At 66.4% G+C, this 18,075-nt stretch carries 21 protein-coding genes; 14 read left to right on the top strand and 7 right to left on the bottom strand.

Annotated features, from left to right (window positions below; genetic code table 11):
• The first annotated feature begins 50 nt into the window (after positions 1 to 50).
• From sufB to WFI54_RS00865, 10 genes are all read left to right on the top strand, one after another.
• A complete protein-coding gene (gene sufB / locus WFI54_RS00910; protein WP_336650929.1) occupies positions 51 to 1,469 on the top strand; it encodes a Fe-S cluster assembly protein SufB in 1,419 nt (472 codons plus the stop codon).
• Positions 1,470 to 1,471: 2 nt separating this feature from the next.
• Positions 1,472 to 2,650, top strand: coding sequence for a Fe-S cluster assembly protein SufD (sufD, locus tag WFI54_RS00905; RefSeq protein WP_336650928.1), 1,179 nt, complete (start codon positions 1,472 to 1,474; stop codon positions 2,648 to 2,650).
• Positions 2,650 to 2,982: a non-heme iron oxygenase ferredoxin subunit gene (locus tag WFI54_RS00900; RefSeq protein ID WP_336650927.1), complete on the top strand. Its 333-nt coding sequence runs from the start codon at positions 2,650 to 2,652 to the stop codon at positions 2,980 to 2,982. The genes sufD and WFI54_RS00900 overlap by 1 nt, the downstream gene beginning before the upstream one ends.
• Positions 2,979 to 3,737 carry a Fe-S cluster assembly ATPase SufC gene (gene sufC / locus WFI54_RS00895; protein WP_336650926.1) on the top strand — a complete coding sequence of 253 codons (759 nt, stop codon included), beginning with the start codon at positions 2,979 to 2,981 and terminating at the stop codon, positions 3,735 to 3,737. The genes WFI54_RS00900 and sufC overlap by 4 nt, the downstream gene beginning before the upstream one ends.
• 17 nt (positions 3,738 to 3,754) lie before the next feature.
• Positions 3,755 to 4,114 (top strand): metal-sulfur cluster assembly factor, encoded by a 360-nt coding sequence (locus tag WFI54_RS00890; RefSeq protein ID WP_024355859.1) that lies wholly within the window; start codon positions 3,755 to 3,757, stop codon positions 4,112 to 4,114.
• Positions 4,115 to 4,126: 12 nt separating this feature from the next.
• Positions 4,127 to 5,656, top strand: coding sequence for a glucose-6-phosphate dehydrogenase (zwf, locus tag WFI54_RS00885; RefSeq protein WP_336650925.1), 1,530 nt, complete (start codon positions 4,127 to 4,129; stop codon positions 5,654 to 5,656).
• Positions 5,653 to 6,585 carry a glucose-6-phosphate dehydrogenase assembly protein OpcA gene (locus WFI54_RS00880; protein WP_336650924.1) on the top strand — a complete coding sequence of 311 codons (933 nt, stop codon included), beginning with the start codon at positions 5,653 to 5,655 and terminating at the stop codon, positions 6,583 to 6,585. The genes zwf and WFI54_RS00880 overlap by 4 nt, the downstream gene beginning before the upstream one ends.
• The gene (gene gndA, locus WFI54_RS00875; RefSeq protein WP_336650923.1) at positions 6,582 to 8,033 is read left to right on the top strand and encodes an NADP-dependent phosphogluconate dehydrogenase; all 1,452 of its coding nucleotides are present in this window, start codon (positions 6,582 to 6,584) and stop codon (positions 8,031 to 8,033) included. The genes WFI54_RS00880 and gndA overlap by 4 nt, the downstream gene beginning before the upstream one ends.
• Positions 8,033 to 8,767, top strand: a complete 735-nt coding sequence (gene pgl, locus WFI54_RS00870; RefSeq protein WP_336650922.1) for a 6-phosphogluconolactonase — start codon at positions 8,033 to 8,035, stop codon at positions 8,765 to 8,767. The genes gndA and pgl overlap by 1 nt, the downstream gene beginning before the upstream one ends.
• 135 nt (positions 8,768 to 8,902) lie before the next feature.
• The gene (locus WFI54_RS00865; RefSeq protein ID WP_336650921.1) at positions 8,903 to 10,501 is read left to right on the top strand and encodes an ABC-F family ATP-binding cassette domain-containing protein; all 1,599 of its coding nucleotides are present in this window, start codon (positions 8,903 to 8,905) and stop codon (positions 10,499 to 10,501) included.
• Between the two features lie 36 nt (positions 10,502 to 10,537).
• Here WFI54_RS00865 and WFI54_RS00860 read toward each other — a convergent pair whose 3' ends face one another.
• The 5 genes from WFI54_RS00860 to WFI54_RS00840 all read right to left on the bottom strand — a co-directional run bounded on the left by WFI54_RS00860 (position 10,538) and on the right by WFI54_RS00840 (position 13,619).
• Positions 10,538 to 11,035, bottom strand: coding sequence for a hypothetical protein (locus tag WFI54_RS00860; protein WP_336650920.1), 498 nt, complete (start codon positions 11,033 to 11,035; stop codon positions 10,538 to 10,540).
• A 141-nt stretch (positions 11,036 to 11,176) separates the two neighbouring features.
• Positions 11,177 to 12,073: a cutinase family protein gene (locus tag WFI54_RS00855; protein ID WP_336650919.1), complete on the bottom strand. Its 897-nt coding sequence runs from the start codon at positions 12,071 to 12,073 to the stop codon at positions 11,177 to 11,179.
• Between the two features lie 37 nt (positions 12,074 to 12,110).
• A complete protein-coding gene (locus WFI54_RS00850) occupies positions 12,111 to 12,980 on the bottom strand; it encodes an SURF1 family cytochrome oxidase biogenesis protein (RefSeq protein ID WP_336650918.1) in 870 nt (289 codons plus the stop codon).
• Complete coding sequence (locus tag WFI54_RS00845; protein WP_336650917.1) at positions 12,973 to 13,218, bottom strand: hypothetical protein; 246 nt, start codon at positions 13,216 to 13,218, stop codon at positions 12,973 to 12,975. Before WFI54_RS00845 ends, WFI54_RS00850 begins: the two co-directional genes overlap by 8 nt.
• Entirely contained in the window at positions 13,215 to 13,619 is a 405-nt protein-coding gene (locus WFI54_RS00840; protein WP_336650916.1) for a DUF3099 domain-containing protein, read from the bottom strand. Before WFI54_RS00840 ends, WFI54_RS00845 begins: the two co-directional genes overlap by 4 nt.
• 96 nt (positions 13,620 to 13,715) lie before the next feature.
• On the opposite strand from WFI54_RS00840, the gene fabG reads away from it, so the two are divergent.
• Positions 13,716 to 14,426, top strand: coding sequence for a 3-oxoacyl-ACP reductase FabG (fabG, locus tag WFI54_RS00835; RefSeq protein ID WP_336650915.1), 711 nt, complete (start codon positions 13,716 to 13,718; stop codon positions 14,424 to 14,426).
• 80 nt (positions 14,427 to 14,506) lie between these two features.
• On the opposite strand, the gene serB is transcribed toward fabG, so the two are convergent.
• The gene (gene serB, locus WFI54_RS00830) at positions 14,507 to 15,145 is read right to left on the bottom strand and encodes a phosphoserine phosphatase SerB (protein ID WP_336650914.1); all 639 of its coding nucleotides are present in this window, start codon (positions 15,143 to 15,145) and stop codon (positions 14,507 to 14,509) included.
• A 24-nt stretch (positions 15,146 to 15,169) separates the two neighbouring features.
• Here serB and WFI54_RS00825 point away from each other — a divergent pair, with 24 nt between their 5' ends.
• Positions 15,170 to 15,955, top strand: coding sequence for an ABC transporter ATP-binding protein (locus WFI54_RS00825; RefSeq protein ID WP_336650913.1), 786 nt, complete (start codon positions 15,170 to 15,172; stop codon positions 15,953 to 15,955).
• Between the two features lie 138 nt (positions 15,956 to 16,093).
• Positions 16,094 to 16,342, top strand: coding sequence for a type B 50S ribosomal protein L31 (locus WFI54_RS00820; RefSeq protein ID WP_024355846.1), 249 nt, complete (start codon positions 16,094 to 16,096; stop codon positions 16,340 to 16,342).
• Between the two features lie 58 nt (positions 16,343 to 16,400).
• Here WFI54_RS00820 and WFI54_RS00815 read toward each other — a convergent pair whose 3' ends face one another.
• Complete coding sequence (locus WFI54_RS00815) at positions 16,401 to 17,099, bottom strand: exonuclease domain-containing protein (protein ID WP_336650912.1); 699 nt, start codon at positions 17,097 to 17,099, stop codon at positions 16,401 to 16,403.
• Between the two features lie 141 nt (positions 17,100 to 17,240).
• On the opposite strand from WFI54_RS00815, the gene WFI54_RS00810 reads away from it, so the two are divergent.
• Entirely contained in the window at positions 17,241 to 18,068 is an 828-nt protein-coding gene (locus WFI54_RS00810; protein WP_442918459.1) for an alpha/beta fold hydrolase, read from the top strand.
• The last annotated feature ends 7 nt before the right edge of the window (positions 18,069 to 18,075 follow it).

The following is an 18,075-nucleotide window of genomic DNA, read 5'->3' as shown; positions in this document are numbered from 1 at the left end:
CACGCTCACGCGGTCTGCGCTCGGCGAGACGAAGAATTGAGGGAGTGATCATGCCAGAGGTATTGATCGACCGACCCGAGCTCGAAGGCTTGGGCCAGTACGAGTTTGGCTGGCACGACAGCGATGAGGCGGGCGCGGCAGCAAAGCGCGGCCTCAGCGAGCAGGTCGTGCGCGAGATCTCGGCGCTGAAGAACGAGCCTGAGTGGATGCTGCAGCGCCGCCTCAAGGCGCTGCAGATCTTCGACAGGAAGCCGATGCCCGCTTGGGGTGCCGACCTCTCTGAGATCGACTTCGACAACATCAAGTACTTCGTGCGCTCCACCGAGAAGCAGGCCACCACCTGGGAGGAGCTGCCGGAGGAGATCAAGGAGACCTACGAGAAGCTCGGCATCCCCGAGGCTGAGCGTCAGCGTCTCGTCGCCGGTGTTGCTGCGCAGTACGAATCCGAGGTCGTCTACCACCAGATCCGCGAAGATCTCGAGGCTCAGGGTGTGCTCTTCCTCGACACCGACACCGCGCTGCGCGAGCACCCGGAGATCTTCGAGCAGTACTTCGGCACCGTCATCCCTTCGGGCGACAACAAGTTCGCCGCGCTCAATACTGCCGTGTGGTCGGGCGGTTCCTTCGTGTACGTACCGAAGGGCGTGCACGTCGAGATCCCGCTGCAGGCCTACTTCCGCATCAACACGGAGAACATGGGCCAGTTCGAGCGCACGCTCATCATCGCCGACGAGGACAGCTACGTCCACTACATCGAGGGCTGCACCGCCCCGATCTATCAGAGCGACTCGCTGCACTCCGCGGTCGTCGAGATCATCGTGAAGAAGAACGCCCGCGTGCGCTACACCACGATCCAGAATTGGTCCACGAACGTCTACAACCTCGTGACCAAGCGCGCCATCGCAGAAGAGGGTGCCACCATGGAGTGGGTCGATGGCAACATCGGTTCCAAGGTGACCATGAAGTACCCGTCGATTTACCTGACCGGCGAGCACGCCAAGGGCGAAACCCTCTCGGTCGCGTTCGCGGGCCCCGGCCAGCACCAGGACGCCGGCGCGAAGATGATCCACCTCGCCCCGCACACCAAGTCGTCGATCCTCTCGAAGTCGATCGCGCGCGGCGGCGGCCGCACCGGCTACCGCGGTGAAGTGCGCGTGGAGGCGAACGCCCACCACGCCGCCAACTCGGTGGTCTGCGACGCCCTGCTCGTCGACACGATCTCGCGCAGCGACACCTACCCCGCGATCGACATCCGCACCGACGATGCCACGCTCGCGCACGAGGCGACGGTCACCCGCGTCAGCGAAGACCAGCTCTTCTACCTCATGAGCCGCGGGCTCTCCGAGGAGGAGGCGATGGCCATGATCGTGCGCGGCTTCATCGAGCCCATCGCACGTGAGCTGCCCATGGAGTACGCGCTCGAACTGAATAAGCTCATCGAGATGAGCATGGAAGGATCCGTCGGTTAAAGATGTCAACCCTGCAGACAGAACAGCACGGATTCAAGGCTCACAGCGACGGCGACTGGGAGAACCGCGCGCCGGTGCAGACCCGCTCCGAACGCTTCAAGTCGACGAATCTCGCAGATTTTCCCGAGGTCACCGGGCGTGAGGTGAACTGGAAGTTCACCCCGATCGCCTCGATCAAGGCGCTCATCGGCGGCCCGCTCGAGGCAGGCTCTCACGCGCCGGTCGTCTCCGACGCCCCCGGCGTCGAGGTCACGAGCGTTCCCATGGACTCCGAACTCGTGGGGCGCGCAGGCATCCCCGAAGATCAGGCCGCTGCAAACGCTTGGGGCCAGGCCGGCACCGCTATGCGCATCCTGCTCACCAGCGAGGAGCGCCAGACCGTCATCGTGGACCGCACCGGGCTCAGCCAGAACCCCACAGCGGCGCACACCATTATCGAGGCGGCCCCGAACGCGAACGCGCTCGTGATCCTCGAGAACTCGGGTGATGCGAACCTCACCGAGAACGTCGAGATCGTTGTCGGTGACGGGGCGAACCTCACCGTCGTCTCCATCCAGGAGTGGGCCGACGACGCGATCCACCTCGCCAGCCACAACGCGACCGTGGGCCGCGACGGCAACCTGCAGCACATCGTCGTCTCGCTCGGCGGCGGCGTGGTGCGCGTCAACCCCTCGATCCACCTCGACGGGCAGGGAGCCAATGGCGAAAGCTACGGCGCCTACTTCGCCGATGCCGGCCAGCACCTCGAGCACCAGGTCTACATCGACCACAATGCTCCCCGCACCCGCAGCCGCGTCGCCTACAAGGGCGCACTGCAGGGCGAGGGCGCGCACGCGGTGTGGATCGGCGATGTCCTGATCCGCCGCGTCGCCGAAGGCACGGACAGCTACGAGGAGAACCGCAACCTCACCCTCACCGAGGGCACCCGCGCCGACTCGATCCCGAACCTCGAGATCGAAACCGGCGACATCGAGGGTGCGGGTCACGCCTCCACCACCGGCCGCTTCGACGAGGAGCACATTTTCTACCTGCAGAGCCGCGGCATCTCCGAGGACGATGCCCGCAAGCTCGTGGTGCGCGGCTTCCTCTTCGAGGTCATCCAGCGCATCGGCAACGAGCAGGTCGAGTCTCGGCTACAGGAGGCGATCGAGGCCGAGCTGCAGCAGAGCGTGCTCGCATAATGGCGCGCCAGAAAGTAGCCGCGCTGGGCGAGCTGGTACAGGATCAGGCGATCCGCGTCGTCGTCGACGACGTGCCGATCGCGCTCGTGCTCGACGGCCAGGGTGAGGTGCACGCCATCGGCGACACCTGCACGCACGGCCAGATCAGCCTCGCCGAGGGTTTCGTCGAAGACGACACCCTCGAGTGCTGGGCGCACGGTTCAGCGTTCTCGCTGCGCACCGGCTACCCGCAGAACCTTCCGGCCTACGAGCCGGTCCCCGTCTACGTTGTCGAGATCGAAGACGGCGACGTGTACATCGACACCAACGTTACGAAAGAGATTGAACAATGAGCTCAGTTCTTGAAATCAAGGACCTGCACGTCAGCGTCGAAACCGAGCAGGGCCCCAAGGAGATCCTGAAGGGCGTCAACCTCACCATCAAGCAGGGTGAGACCCACGCCATCATGGGCCCCAACGGCTCCGGCAAGTCGACCCTCGCCTACGCTGTGGCCGGTCACCCGCGCTACGAGATCACCAGCGGCCAGCTGCTGCTCGACGGCGAAGACATCACCGAGTTCGAGCCCGACGAGCGTGCACAGGCAGGCCTCTTCCTCGCCATGCAGTACCCCGTCGAGATCCCCGGCGTGACCAACGCGAACTTCCTGCGCACCGCCAAGACCGCGATCGACGGCGAAGCACCCGCGATCCGCACCTGGATGAAGGACGTCAAGGAGGCGATGGGCAACCTCCGCATGGACGAGTCCTTCGCAGCGCGCAATGTCAACGAGGGCTTCTCGGGCGGCGAGAAGAAGCGCAACGAGATTCTGCAGCTCGAACTGCTGAAGCCGAAGTTCGCGGTGCTCGACGAGACCGACTCCGGCCTCGACGTCGACGCCCTGAAGATCGTCTCCGAGGGCGTCAACCGCGCCAAGGAGAACACCGGCCTCGGCGTGCTGCTCATCACCCACTACACCCGCATCCTGCGCTACATCAAGCCCGACTTCGTGCACGTCTTCGTGAACGGTCGCGTCGCTGAAGAGGGCGGCCCGGAGCTTGCTGAGCGTCTCGAGGAAGAGGGCTACGACCGCTTCCTCGCGTCGGCCTAGGCGCGTAGGCTGGTCGTATGAGCGACGAAACCACGGACACCACGACGGCCCCGAAGTCGATCGACCCGGAGTTCCGCGAGCAGGCCACCGAGGCGCTCAAGAACGTGTCAGATCCCGAGCTCGGCGTCAACATCGTCGATCTCGGCCTGATCTACGATCTCGCCTACGACGAGGAGCACGACGCGCTCGTCATCAGCATGACGCTCACGAGCGCCGGCTGCCCGCTCACCGACGTGATCGAGAACGACATTGCCGAGGCGCTTGACGGGCTCGTGGCCGCCTTCCGCATCAACTGGGTGTGGATGCCGCCGTGGACTCCCGAGCGCATCACCGATGACGGCCGCGACATGATGAGAGCTCTGGGGTTCGCTATCTGAGGCCCCACCATCGTGCCCCACAACCCGCTGCGCTCGCCCGGCGATCCCCGCCTCAGTCGGATCGCCGGGCCGAGCGCGCTCGTCATTTTCGGGGTCACCGGTGACCTATCGCGCAAGAAGCTCATGCCCGCGGTGTACGACCTTGCCAACCGCGGCCTTCTGCCGCCGGGCTTCGCGCTCGTGGGCTTCAGCCGACGTGACTGGGCCGACCGCGACTTCGCGGAGATCGTGCACGACGCCGTGCGCAAGTACGCGCGCACCCCCTTCCGCGAGGCCACCTGGCGGCAGCTTGCCGAGGGGATCCGCTTCGTGCAAGGGCGCTTCGATGACCCTGATGCCTACGTTCGCCTACGCGAGACCGTCGACGCGCTCGACAGCGAACGCGGCACGATGGGCAACCACGCTTTCTACCTGTCGATCCCGCCGAAGTCCTTCCCCGAGGTGGCTCACCACCTCAGCAGCTCCGGCCTCGTCGACCGCACCGTCGACGACCAGCGCTGGCGCCGCGTCATTATCGAGAAGCCCTTCGGGCAAGACCTGCAGTCGGCGCGCAAACTCAACGAGACCTTGGAGTCAGCCTTTCCCGCCGACTCGATCTTCCGCATCGACCACTACCTCGGCAAAGAGACGGTGCAGAACATTCTCTCGCTGCGGTTCGCGAACTCGATGTACGAGCCGATCTGGAACCGTAATTACGTCGACCACGTGCAGATCACCATGGCCGAAGACATCGGCGTGGGCGGCCGCGCCGGCTACTACGACGGCGTGGGTGCCGCCCGCGACGTGATCCAGAACCACCTCTTGCAGTTGCTTGCGCTCACCGCGATGGAGGAGCCGATCTCGCTCAGCGCCGACCACCTGCGCGCTGAGAAGGAGAAGGTGCTTGAAGCGGTGCGACTGCCCGACGATCTCGCCACGGCGACCGCGCGCGGCCAGTACGCCGGCGGCTGGCAGGGCGGCGAACTAGTGCGCGGCTTCCTCGAAGAGGAAGGCATGGATCCCGCTTCCCGCACCGAGACGTACGCCGCGATGAAACTGTTCGTCAACACCCGCCGCTGGTCTGATGTGCCGTTCTACCTGCGCACCGGCAAGCGACTCGGCCGCCGCGTCACCGAGATCGCCGTGGTGTTCCGCCGTGAAGCGGGGGAGCTGTTCGCAAAGGCGCACGGCAGCGACCAGGGATCGAACGCGCTCGTGATCAGGGTGCAGCCAGACGAGGGCATCACGATGCGCTTCGACGCGAAGGTTCCGGGCACAGGCACGCGCGTGCGCGACGTGACTATGGACTTCGGCTACGGCCACGCCTTCACCGAGGCAAGCCCGGAAGCCTACGAGCGGCTCATTCTCGACGTGCTGCTCGGTGATGCTCCGCTCTTTCCGCGCCAGGCCGAGGTGGAGCTGTCGTGGCGGATCCTCGATCCCATTGAGGACTTCTGGTCAGGGGAGAGCCGCGCCCCCGAGCAGTACACCCCCGGTTCGTGGGGCCCCGATTCCGCGAACGAGCTGCTGGCCCGCGACGGCCGAAGCTGGAGGCGTCCGTGATCGAACAGCTCCCCAACACCACGGTGAGCGCCGTTGCTAGGCGTCTGGTCGCGATGCGTCTCGAGGGCGGCGTGTCTGCGCTCGGTCGGGTGCTGACCCTCATCATCGCCACCTCAGACCCCATCGACGAAACTGTGGTCGAGGCCGCGAATCATGCGTCGAGCGAGCACCCAATGCGTGTCATCGTGCTCGTCGCGAACCCCGACGCAGCCGCGCCCCGTCTCGACGCCGAGATTCGTGTGGGGGCAGATGCCGGCGCCAGCGATGTCGTGGTGCTGCGCGCCTACGGCGAGGTGTGCAGCGGTATCGAAAGCCTCGTCACCGGGCTGCTGCTGCCCGACGCGCCCGTGGTCGTCTGGTGGCCGCGTGAGGCTCCGCACGAACCCGGCGCACATCCGCTCGGCCGCATCGCGCAGCGCCGCATCACCGACAGCGCCGCTTCCTCCGCCGACATCTTCTCCGCCCGCACCTCCGGGTACGCGGCTGGCGACACCGACCTCGCCTGGACCCGTCTCACCCGGTGGCGCGAGTACCTGGCCGCGATCCTCGACCAGCCGCCGTTCGACCCGGTCACCTCGGTGGAAGTGGTCGGCGGCGCCGACTCTCCTTCAACTCGTCTGCTCGCCACGTGGCTCGGACTCATGTTGCAGGTGCCCACGGAGTGCCGCCTGCACCACGAAGGCCCCTCGATCGAGGGCGTGCGCTCGGTCACGCTGCGCCGCGCCTCGGGCGACGCCGTGCTGGAGCGTGTCGCTCCAGCACAGGCAGTGCTGCGACAGCCGGGCCAGCCCCAACATGAGATCTCGCTGCCGCGCCGCACCCTGCGTGAGTGCCTGGCCGAAGAACTCAGAATCCTCGATGAAGACGAGATATACGGCCGCGTGATGCGACAGCTTGACGCCAACGATCGAACGGAGCCCCAGCGGTGACCACAGCAGCAGCGACCGAAGCCACGGCGAACATCGGGGTCGTCGGCCTCGCCGTGATGGGGGCGAACCTCGCCCGCAACTTGGCGAGCCGAGAGGGCAACACTGTGGCGGTGCTCAACCGCAGCCGCGAGCGCACCGACGCCCTCGTTTCGGAGCACCCCGAGGCGGGCTTCGTGCCTGCGCACAGCTACGAGCAGTTCGCAGCGAGCCTCACGAGGCCGCGCACTGCCATCATCATGGTGCAGGCGGGGGCGGCAACCGATGCCGTGATCGACGCGCTGGTCGAGGTGTTCGAGCCAGGCGACATCATCGTCGACGGAGGCAACGCGTTTTTCCCCGATACGATCCGCCGCGAGCGCGCCGTGCGCGACACCGGCATCAACTTCGTGGGTGCCGGCATCTCGGGCGGCGAGGAGGGTGCCCTGCTGGGTCCCAGCATCATGCCGGGCGGATCCGATGAGGCCTGGACGACGCTCGGCCCGATCCTCACCTCCATCGCCGCCGTCGCCGATGGCGAGCCCTGCGTCACCCACATCGGCCACGACGGCGCCGGCCACTTTGTGAAGATGGTGCACAACGGCATCGAGTACGCCGATATGCAGCTGATCGCCGAGGCCTACGATCTGATCCGCCGCGGCACCGGGAAGAGCCCGGCCGACATTGCAGACGTCTTCGCCGAGTGGAACCGCGGCGAGCTCGAGTCGTACCTCATCGAGATCACCGCCGAGGTGCTGCGGCAGATCGATGCTGACACTGGCCGGCCGCTCGTCGACGTGATCCTCGACCAGGCCGGGGCGAAAGGCACCGGCGCCTGGACCGTGCAGACGGCCCTGTCGCTCGGCGTGCCTGTCTCCGGGATCGCTGAGGCTACGTTCGCGCGCTCACTCTCTTCGCACCCCGAGCAGCGTGCCGCGGCGGCGCAGCTTCCTGGCCCAGACGAGGCTGTTGCACCAGACGACGAAGCGGCCTTCATCGAAGACGTGCGCCAAGCGCTCTACGCTTCGAAGATCGTGGCCTACTCGCAGGGGTTTGACGAGATCCGTGCCGGCGCCGCTGAGTACGGTTGGAGCATCGACCTCGGCGCGGTGTCGCGCATCTGGCGGGCGGGCTGCATCATCCGCGCGCAGTTTCTCGGTCGCATCGCCGAGGCCTACGGCGAGCAGCCTGAGCTGCCGCTGCTGATGTCGGCGCCCTACTTCGCCGAGGCGTTGAGCCGGGGCCAGGCGGCCTGGCGGCGGGTGGTGATCGCTGCGACCGCGGCCGGTATTCCGGCACCCGCGTTCTCATCGTCGCTGGCATACTACGACGGGCTGCGCGCCGAACGGCTGCCCGCCGCTCTCATTCAGGGGCAGCGCGACTTCTTCGGCGCCCACACGTATCGCCGCGTCGACAGGCCGGGTAGCTTTCACACGCTGTGGTCGGGGGATCGCATCGAGGTGCAGCGGTAGTGCGCGTCGAGCGGGTCACTGACCTGCCCGCGCTCGGCGAGGTTGTCGCGAGCGGGCTCATCGCGGTGTGCCGCGAGCGGCAGCGCGCTGGTGCGGTGCCCTGCATCGTGCTCACCGGAGGACGCGCAGGCGCGCAGGTGTTGCTCGCCGTGCGTGACCATCGCGACCGCGATACCGTCGACTGGAGTCGGGTGCGCTTTCTCTGGGGCGATGAGCGCTGGGTGCCGGCCGGGCACGCCGACCGCAACGATCGGCTTGCCGATGAGTCATTGTTCGCTACTGTCGAGACTGACCCGACGCTCGTGCACCGTGTCGCCGCATCCGATTCGGGGATGAGTCTCGATGCGGCGGCCGCGGCCTACGCCGAAACGGTGGCGCGGGTGCCGCGCATCGATGTGCTGCTCAGCGGCGTGGGAGAGGACGGCCACGTCGCCTCGCTGTTTCCGGGCAGTTCTGAGCTGCTGCTCGGCGACGAAGAGGCGGAGGCGCTGCCGGTACGCGATTCGCCGAAAGCTCCGCCTGAGCGGGTCACCCTTTCGCTGTCGGCGTTGAACCGGGCCGAACGCTCGTGGTTGCTCGCAGCGGGGGAGGGCAAGGCCGAGGCGGTGCTGGCTGTGCTTGGCGGATCAGAGCCGCTGCCGCCCGCCGCGCGTCTCACTGGCCGGAGCGAGACCGTGCTCTGGGCCGACACCGCAGCACTGGGCCTCACGACCGGATCAGACGGATCTCACTGAGCGCGCCGCTGCGCAACACCTATGCCAACGCCCCACTCGACACACGCTGAGCCTTCTGCGGCTGCTGCCGAGTAGACTAGTGAGGTTGTCCACCAGCCAGCCGGCCCCGCCGGCCAGTCCTAGGAGCCGCCCAGCATGATCACCGTCGAAGACCTCGCGATCGACGTCGGCGCGCGACGCCTCATGGAGGGCGTCACGTTCCGCGTGAATCCGGGCGACAAGATCGGGCTCGTGGGCCGTAACGGTGCTGGTAAGACCACACTTACCCGCACCCTCTCGGGTGAGCTGCAGGCCGCGGAAGGCAAGGTCACCGTGTCAGGCGAGTTGGGCTTCTTGCCGCAGGATCCCCGCACCGGTGATCCTGAGCAGATCGCCAGGCACCGCATCCTCGACGCCCGCGGTCTCGGCACGCTCACGAAGAACATCGCACAGGCCACCGAAGACATGGCCTCCGAAGACCCAGCGGTGGCGGAGAAAGCCATGAAGCGCTTCGGTAACCTCACCGACCGTTTTCACGCGCTCGGAGGCTACGCGGCCGAGTCGGAGGCTGCCTCGATCTCCAACAACCTCGGCCTACCCGATCGGGTGCTCGACCAGCCATTGAAGACGCTCTCCGGTGGCCAGCGCCGCCGTATCGAGCTCGCCCGCATCCTGTTCAGCGATGCCGACACGATGATCCTCGATGAGCCGACCAACCACCTCGACGCCGATTCGATCGTGTGGCTGCGCGAGTTCCTCAAGAACTACAAGGGCGGCTGCATCATCATCTCCCACGACATCGACCTCGTGGGGGAGACCGTCAACAGGGTGTTCTACCTCGATGCGAACCGCCAGGTCATCGATGTCTACAACATGAACTGGAAGCTGTACCTGCGGCAGCGCGCCGCCGATGAGGAGCGTCGCCGCAAGGAGCGCACGAACGTCGAGAAGAAGGCGTCGGCGCTGAAGGAGCAGGCAGCGAAGTTCGGTGCGAAGGCGTCGAAGGCGGCTGCCGCGCACCAGATGGTGGCGCGCGCCGAGAAAATGCTCTCGAGTCTTGAAGATGAGCGTCAGGTGGATCGCGTGGCCAAGCTGCGCTTCCCCGATCCGGCGCCGTGTGGCAAGACTCCGATTATGGCGCAGGGGCTCTCGAAGTCCTTCGGCTCGCTCGAGATTTTCGCGGGTGTCGATCTCGCGGTCGACCGCGGTTCGAAGGTGGTGGTGCTGGGCCTCAACGGCGCCGGCAAGACCACGTTGCTGCGCCTGCTCGCGCAGGTCGATGAGCCCGACACCGGTGAGATCATCGCCGGCCACGGCCTCAAGGTGGGCTATTACGCGCAGGAGCACGAAACGCTCGATGTGCGCGCGAGCGTGCTGCAGAACATGGTTTCGGTGTCGCAGCATCTCACCGAGACTGAGGCGCGACGGGTGCTGGGTTCGTTCCTCTTCACCGGTGATGATGTGCTCAAGCCCGCCGGGGTGCTGTCAGGCGGCGAGAAGACGCGACTGGCGCTCGCCATGCTGGTGGTGTCGAGCGCCAATGTGCTGCTGCTCGATGAGCCCACGAACAACCTCGATCCCGCTAGCCGTGCTGAGATCCTTGATGCGCTCGCGCACTTCACGGGTGCGGTGATTCTGGTTTCACACGATCCTGGGGCCGTCGAGGCGCTCAACCCTGAGCGGGTGCTCATCATGCCTGAGGCCACCGAGGATCACTGGTCGAAGGAGTACCTGGAGCTCATCGAGCTCGCTTGAGCTTCGGGTCTCGCGGTTCTCAGCTCGGGTGGCGGATCAGCCGGCTTCGCCGGCCCGCTCCGCCGCCCGCTCCTCGCGGTCTGACACGTAGTGCGGGGCCAGCGAGAGCGCGCTGAAGCGGAAGGGGCGATCCACCCGGGTGAAACCGAGCGGGCAGTGCTCGACGCCCGCGGGGATGTACACGCAGCCCGAGGTGGTGATCGTGTGGCGCTCGCCAGCGATATCCATGTAGATCTCGGCCCCGAGGTCGTGCGGGTTGTCGGGATCGCCGCCCGTCCAGATGAGGATCTCGTCGTAGTCGTGCACATGCGGCACCACCCACAGTTCTGGCACCTCGGTCTCGTGGATCCAGATGTGGGTCATGTTGATCTTGGCATCCGGCACGAGGCCCGCGTGCACGAGCCAGTTCGGCTCGCCGAGGTTCTTCGGCGGCTCGAGTTCGGCGGCCTCGCCCTCATTGTTGAAGTCGTCGGGCCCGCAGACGGGCATGTGCTTCACGAACAGGTGGTCGTACTGATTGCCGGTGCTCGACACGGTCGCCTCCTCACGGCACCCGCCACGGTGCGGGCGCACGCTTCGAGAGTAGGGCTACCGCCTCTGCGGCCGAAATGCCCGGCGCGCAACGGAGCGCCCGAGGTCAACGCCTCTGCGCCCGCTGGCAACCGGATCCGCGCATCACGGCGTGGGATTCGCCTGCGGGGGCTCCACAACGTCGCCACCCACACCGGCTGAACGATCGCGCTCGGCGAGCGTATCGAGCTGTGCAAGCACGAAGGCAGCGCCATCCTGCTGCATCCCGTTGCTGAAATACTCGACGTGGCCCGACTCGTCGAGGTCGAGGCTGCCGCTCTGGCAGATGAAGTCTCGGGCAACGCAGTAGTCGCGCAGACGATCGGCGAAGGCGTCAAGGCTGCCGGGGGCTCGGGGGAGCAGCCCGTTCGTTGTCGGATCGAAGCTGCCGACGTTGAAGGGCTCGCTGCCGACGAATCTCGGATCCCCGTAGAAGACGATTGCGAGCACCCGCTCCGCCGCCGCCTCCGACACAGAACCGACGGTGCCGCCGACGAGCCGCGCCTCCGGCACCGACAGCGCATCACCGATCACGAAAGCGCCCTGCGAGTAGCCGAGCAGCACAAAACGCTGCTCGGGGCAGGCCTCGGCCTGCACATTGAGGGTGTCGATGAGCGTTCGCGCTCCCAGCGTGCCGCCCTCGTTCACGTCGCCGTCGGCGGGGTAGTCGAGGTCGAGCACATCAACATCTTTGGGCTTCGCCTTCGCAATCGCCCGAGCCACTGGTGAAAGCAACTGCCCTTTGGAAGGCTCCCCGGTGCCGCGCACGGTGACCACGAGCACTGCGGTGCAGTCGCGCGGATCGACGATCGGGTCGGGGTGCAGTGCGGCATCGTACAGTTCGGCCGCCACCGGAGGCGTCGGATTCTCGGTCACCTCGGTGAGGGATTCGCGTGCCGCACTCGGATCGATGGGGGCGGCGCAGCCCGCCAGCAGCGCAACCGCGCCCAGGGCGATGGCGCCCATCGCGCCGAGGGCCGCAAAGCGTTGGGAAGAACTCACTGAAACCACACTCCAGAATAGCCCGACTTGCGGAGCGTCAGCCGCCGATCAGGGCGTCTTCCTCCTCGGCGTCGCTCGGCCCGCGGCGGCGGCGGCGCTCGGCACTGCGGCGATCCTGCTCCCGCACCGCGCTGCTGTCGGGGTTGAGCCCGCGGTACTCGCGGCGCGCGGCGTAAGCGACGCCGATGCAAGCAATCACAATGAAGACATACCACTGCAGAGCGTAGGAGAGGTGCGGCCCCTCATCGCGTTCCGGCTTCGCCGGCAGCACGCCGTGTTCACCCGCAGGCGTCTCCGTGACGAGCATCCCGTACGCGCCCGTGTAGGCCTCGCCCTCGGTGCCCGTCAAGCGCGCCAGCTCGGGCAGCTCGATACTCGCGACGGTGCGACCCGCCGAGGTGCGGCCAGGAATGGCCGGCTCTGAGGCACGCAGGCGGGCCTCCACCCGCACCTCGCCGCTCGGCGGCTCAGGCAGCTCCTCCGGCGCAATGCCTCCGGTCTCGGCTTCGTGGCCGTCGATCGGCACCCAGCCGCGATCCACGAAGAACACCCGACCATCGTCAGTGCGCAGCGCCTGGATCACATTCGACCCAACACCCTCGCGCCCCGGCCGGTTGCGCGCAAGATAGGGGTCGCCCACATACTCACCCACGGCCTCGACAGTGCGCCACTTCTGCGCGTTCTCATCGAACGCTGCCGGGTCGGGCAGCTCATCGGAGAGCGGCACCGCAGGGGCATCGTAGTTCGCGTCGATTCGGTCGATCTCGGCGCGAGCCTCGGCCCGGCGCTCGAACTGCCAATTACCCAGGAACACGCACGCAATCGAAAAAATCACGAGCATCGCGAAATAGCCGATCCACCGGCTCGACCGCAAAAAGCTCCACCCCACAGGAGTGCTGTCACTCATCAAGCTCACCAATCGCCCGAGTCTCAAGAGGAAAATCGCGCGCCGCAAGGAAGTCGCGCAGAGTATCAAGGTGCGCCTCGCAGGCGAGCCACGTCTTTCGACGGTCAGCGGTATGGATCTTCGGATTGCGCCACAGAATCGCCCACACCGCCTCGTCTCGACACGCAGCCCGGGAGCACTCGAAGCGGTGCTGCGGGGCACCGCCCAGCGTCAGGCCCGACGGCGTCGCGGCGGTCACGCGATGCCGCCGGAGGAGTCGTCTGCGTCTCGACGGACGGGATCCGCATTCCCATCAGCAGGAGTCGAGGCGCGGCGCTCAGGTTCTACATCGATGACGAGCAGCGTCTCAGACGGTGCCTCTGCCGGCGTGTCAGCGCTTGCACCCTCAAGCATCAACGGCTCGGGAGCGTCGGGAGCCTGCCCGCCATCGTGCGCGACAGCGTTACCCACCATCACCGCGAACCACGGCAAGAACACGGCCCCAGCTGCCGCGAGCAGCACCCACCAGCCGCGCACCCAGATCAACGAGGTCACGCACGCCACGCGCAAACTCATCGCAATGAAATACATGCGCATGCGGTGCGCGCGATCCTCAGCCGGATTCACCCCAGCCGATGTCACACTGTAGCTCTTCGCCATGCGCCCTTTCCTCAGTACCGCACCAGCCTACGCCGTCCCGCTGTGACCGCGCTCACATGCAATAGGCTGGGGTCCAGTTTTGACGGAAGGACCCCTATGAGCACCTCGCGCACCGTACTCGTCACGGGCGGCAACCGCGGCATCGGCTACGCAATCGCCGAACGCATGATCGCCGATGGCCACCGCGTCGCCGTCACCGCCCGCTCGGGCGAGGGGCCCGAAGGCTCCCTCACGGTGCGCGCCGAAATGACCGACGCAGCATCGATCGACGCCGCCTTCACCGAGATCGAAGCGCAGCTCGGCCCCGTCGAGGTGGTCGTCGCGAACGCGGGCATCACGCGCGACACCCTGCTGCTGCGCATGTCAGAGGAAGACTTCACCTCCGTCATCGACACGAACCTCACCGGCACCTTCCGCGTCGTGAAGCGCGCTGCGAAGGGCCTGCTCAAGGGCCGCTTCGGCCGCGTGATCCTCATCTCCTCCGTCGTTGGACTGTACGGATCGCCTGGGCAGATCAACTACTCCTCGTCGAAGGCGGCCCTCGTCGGCTTCGCCCGCTCGCTCACTCGCGAGCTCGGCGCCCGCAACATCACCGCCAACGTCATCGCCCCGGGCTTCATCGAAACCGACATGACGGCTTCGCTGCCCGAAGAGCAGCAGCAGCAGTACCTCGCGAACATCCCCGCGAACCGTTTCGGCCAGGTCGCCGAGATCGCAGGCGCCGCCTCATTCCTCGCGGGCGACGACGCAGCCTACATCTCGGGCGCCGTCATTCCCGTCGACGGCGGCCTCGGCATGGGGCACTGAGCTCGCAGCTCACCGCATATGTGAGGGCCTGCTGATTCATGCTGAATCGGCAGGCCCTCACATATGTATGAGATGGCGGATCAGGCCAGGCGGTCGAGCAGCGGGATCGCGAGCGCCAGATCATCGGTGATGGAAACATCGGCGCGATCCTGCACCACCGGCTTGGCGTTGTAACCGACGCCGATCGCCGCAACGCCCATCATCTCGAGGTCGTTCGCACCATCGCCGATCGCGACGGTCGCCGTGAGCGGGATCCCGCTTGCCTCAGCCCACTCGCGCAGCGCCGCCGCCTTCGCAGCCGCATCGATCACCGGCCCCACCGTGCGCCCGGTCAGGTGACCATCAATCACCTCAAGCCTGTTCGCGCGCCAGAAGTCGAGCCCCAGATCTTCGGCGAGCGGATCAAGCACCTCGTGGAAGCCGCCGGAGACCACACCCACTTTGCCGCCGCGCTCGTGCACCGCCGCAATAAGCTCACGAATACCGGGGGAGAGGCGCACCCGACCGTAGGCCTGTGCGAACACCGTCTCAGCGGTGCCCTGCAGGGTCGAAACCCGCTCGGCGAGACTTTCGGCGAAGTCAAGCTCGCCGCGCATCGCGCGCTCCGTCACCTCTGCCACCTGATCTCGGCTGCCCGCAGCCTCGGCGAGCAACTCGATCACCTCATCCTGAATGGTGGTGGAGTCGCAATCGAGCACAACAAGCGGTGAAAGGGTCATGCGATCCAGTCTAGGCTTGTGCCTATGGTCAACGTGCTCCGATTCAGCGATGTCACCTACGTGCGCGACCGCCGCCCGATCCTCTCCGGGATCGACTGGGCAGTCGAGGACTCGGAACGATGGGTCATCCTCGGCCCGAACGGCGCCGGCAAGACCACGCTCATGAAGCTCGCCACTGCGAACGACTATCCCACCACGGGCTCGGTCGAGGTGCTCGATCAGCGCCTCGGGCGCGTCGACATCTTCGAGCTGCGCAACCGCATCGGCTTCGTCTCCTCGGCGACCGGAAACCGCCTGCCCGCCTCTGAGACCGTGCGTGATATCGTACTCACCGCCGCCTACGGCGTCGAGGGGCGCTGGAACGAGCAGTACGACGACGTCGACGTGCGCCAAGCCGAACGCATTCTGAGCGAGTGGGATCTTGCCGACTACGTCGACCGGGCCTTCGGCACGCTGAGCGACGGGGAGCGTAAGCGCGCACTGATCGCCCGCGCTGTGATGACCGACCCTGAGATGCTGCTGCTCGACGAGCCGAGCGCGAGCCTCGACCTCGGCGCGCGCGAGCGGCTGCTGCAGATGCTCTCCGGCTTCGCCCAGTCACCCCACTCGCCTGCCATGATCATGGTCACTCACCACGTCGAAGAAGTGCCCCCGGGGTTCACCCACGCTCTGCTGCTGCGCGACGGTCACGTGCAGGCCGCCGGCCCCATCGCCGAAACCCTCACCGCGGCAAACCTCGAAGCCACCTTCGGCATGCCCTTTGACCTCAGCGTCTCGAACGGCCGCTACGCCGCCACCGCCAAGCCGTAAGCGCCACGCCCGAAGCCCGTCACACCCGAATTTGGGGTGTTCTGGTAAAGTGGTTCTTTGGTGCGGATCGATCCGCCAATCCCAAGACCTCAGGGCGTGCTGTTACACGCCCACTCCAAGGCAATATAAGGAACACTCATGAAGACCGAAATCCACCCCGAGTACAACGCAATCGTCTTCCGCGACCTCGCCTCGGGAGAGACGTTCCTCACGCGCTCGACGCTCACCAGCGAAAAGACCATCGAGCTTGACGGCGCCACCTACCCCGTCATCGACGTCGAAATCTCCAGCGCCTCGCACCCCTTCTACACGGGCAAGCAGCGCATCATGGACTCGGCCGGTCGCGTCGAGAAGTTCAACCAGCGCTTCAAGGGCTTCGGCGCCTAAGGCACGATCCCACAAAAATGGCGGAGGCATTGCCTCCGCCATTTTTTGTGCCCGCGGGTTACCGCACCGGCCAACGCCCATCGGCGACGAACGAGGGGTCGCGCACGCGACGCATGTACTCCTGGAAGCTTTCGGCCTGCGCCGCAGCCCACCCGATCTGAGCTCGATGCAACTCATCGAGCTCTCCGGGGATAACATCGGCGTACTTGCGGGCGATGCGCTGCAGCACCCGCCCCGCGGCGATCGCATCGTCACCGGCATCGTGCGCGTTGCCGATCTCGACGCCGTGGTGCGCGGCGACAGCTTCCAGCGTGCGCTTGCCCTTGCGGTAACGATCGAATTGCTTGTCAAGGATCAGTGGATCGATGACGGGGGAGAGGTCATTCGGCCACGCCACCCCGTGACGTACGGCCTCGGAGGCGAGCAGGCTGAGATCGAAGGGTGCGTTGTAGGCGACGACAGGGAAACCGCGCTCGAACATTTCGAGCAGCCGCGTCACGATCTGCTGCACGCCGACGGCCGCGGCAATGCCGCTTGCGCGGGCGATTTCGGTGGTGATCCCGTGCACACGAACCGCGGGCTCAGGAATCTCGACACCGGGGTCGAGCAGCCAGTCATAGCGCTCTTGCACCTCACCCGACGGGCCGAGCAGCGCGATCGTGGCACTCACGATGCGGGCGTGGGCAGTATCGATGCCTGTGGTCTCGGTGTCGAACACCGCGAGATTCGCCGCCCAGAGGGGGAGTTCTTGGGTCACAGGGGATCCTTTCGTTCTCCACGATGCTATCGAGCACCGCCGACCCGCATCGACCACGCCCGCAGCGCGCTGCCAGCAGCACGCCGGTAGCATCGAAGCGTGACCGCTTCTCCCACTCTTCTGCGTGTGCCCACGCTCGGTATGGACACCCGCGCTTGGCAGTACGGCGACCCCGACGGAGCCCCGCTGCTGCTCGTGCACGGTTTCCGAGGCGACCACCACGGCCTCCAGGGCATCGCTCAGGGGCTCGCAGAAACGCTGCCAGGGGTGCGGGCCATCGTGCCAGACCTGCCCGGCTTCGGTCAGACTCCCGCTGTTCCGGGGCGTGAACACACCATCGAACTGTACGGCGAGTGGTTACGAGCTTTCGCCGCTGCAGTTGCCCCCGACGGCTTCGCCGTACTTGGCCACTCCTTCGGATCGCTCGTGGTGTCAGCAGCGATCGCTGGTGGGCTGCAGCCGAGCCGGCTGATCCTCATCAACCCGATCTCGGCCCCCGCGCTGGAAGGGCCGCAGGCAGCGCTCACACAACTCGCCATTGGCTACTACCGTGCCGCCGATCTGCTGCCACCGCGAGCCGCACGCCGCCTGCTCGGCAACCCGGTGATCGTGCGCGTGATGAGCGAGGTGATGGCAAAGACGGGCGACCCCGAGCTGCGAAGCTGGATCCACGGCCAACACGGCGCCTACTTCAGCACCTTCTCGGATCCGACAACTCTGCTGCAAGCGTTCCGCGCATCCGTTTCCCACACGGTGCCCGAATTCGCGCGCGCCTTCACCATGCCGACCCTGCTCATCGCGGGGGAGCGCGACGACATCACGCCGCTCGTAAAGCAGCTTGAGCTTCGCCACCGCATTCCCGGCTCGCGCCTGCGGATCATTCCCGGCATCGGCCATCTCGTGCATTACGAGGCCGTCGAAGACGCTGTCGCGTTCATCGCGGGATTCCTCACCGAGGCCCAAGCCTAGGCCCAGG

The sequence above is a fragment of the Leucobacter sp. MMO-125 genome (assembly GCF_037148395.1).
Classification (GTDB): Bacteria; Actinomycetota; Actinomycetes; order Actinomycetales; family Microbacteriaceae; genus Leucobacter.
The sequence above is the reverse complement of the archived record's forward strand: the minus strand, read 5'-3'. Positions and strand labels throughout refer to the sequence as shown.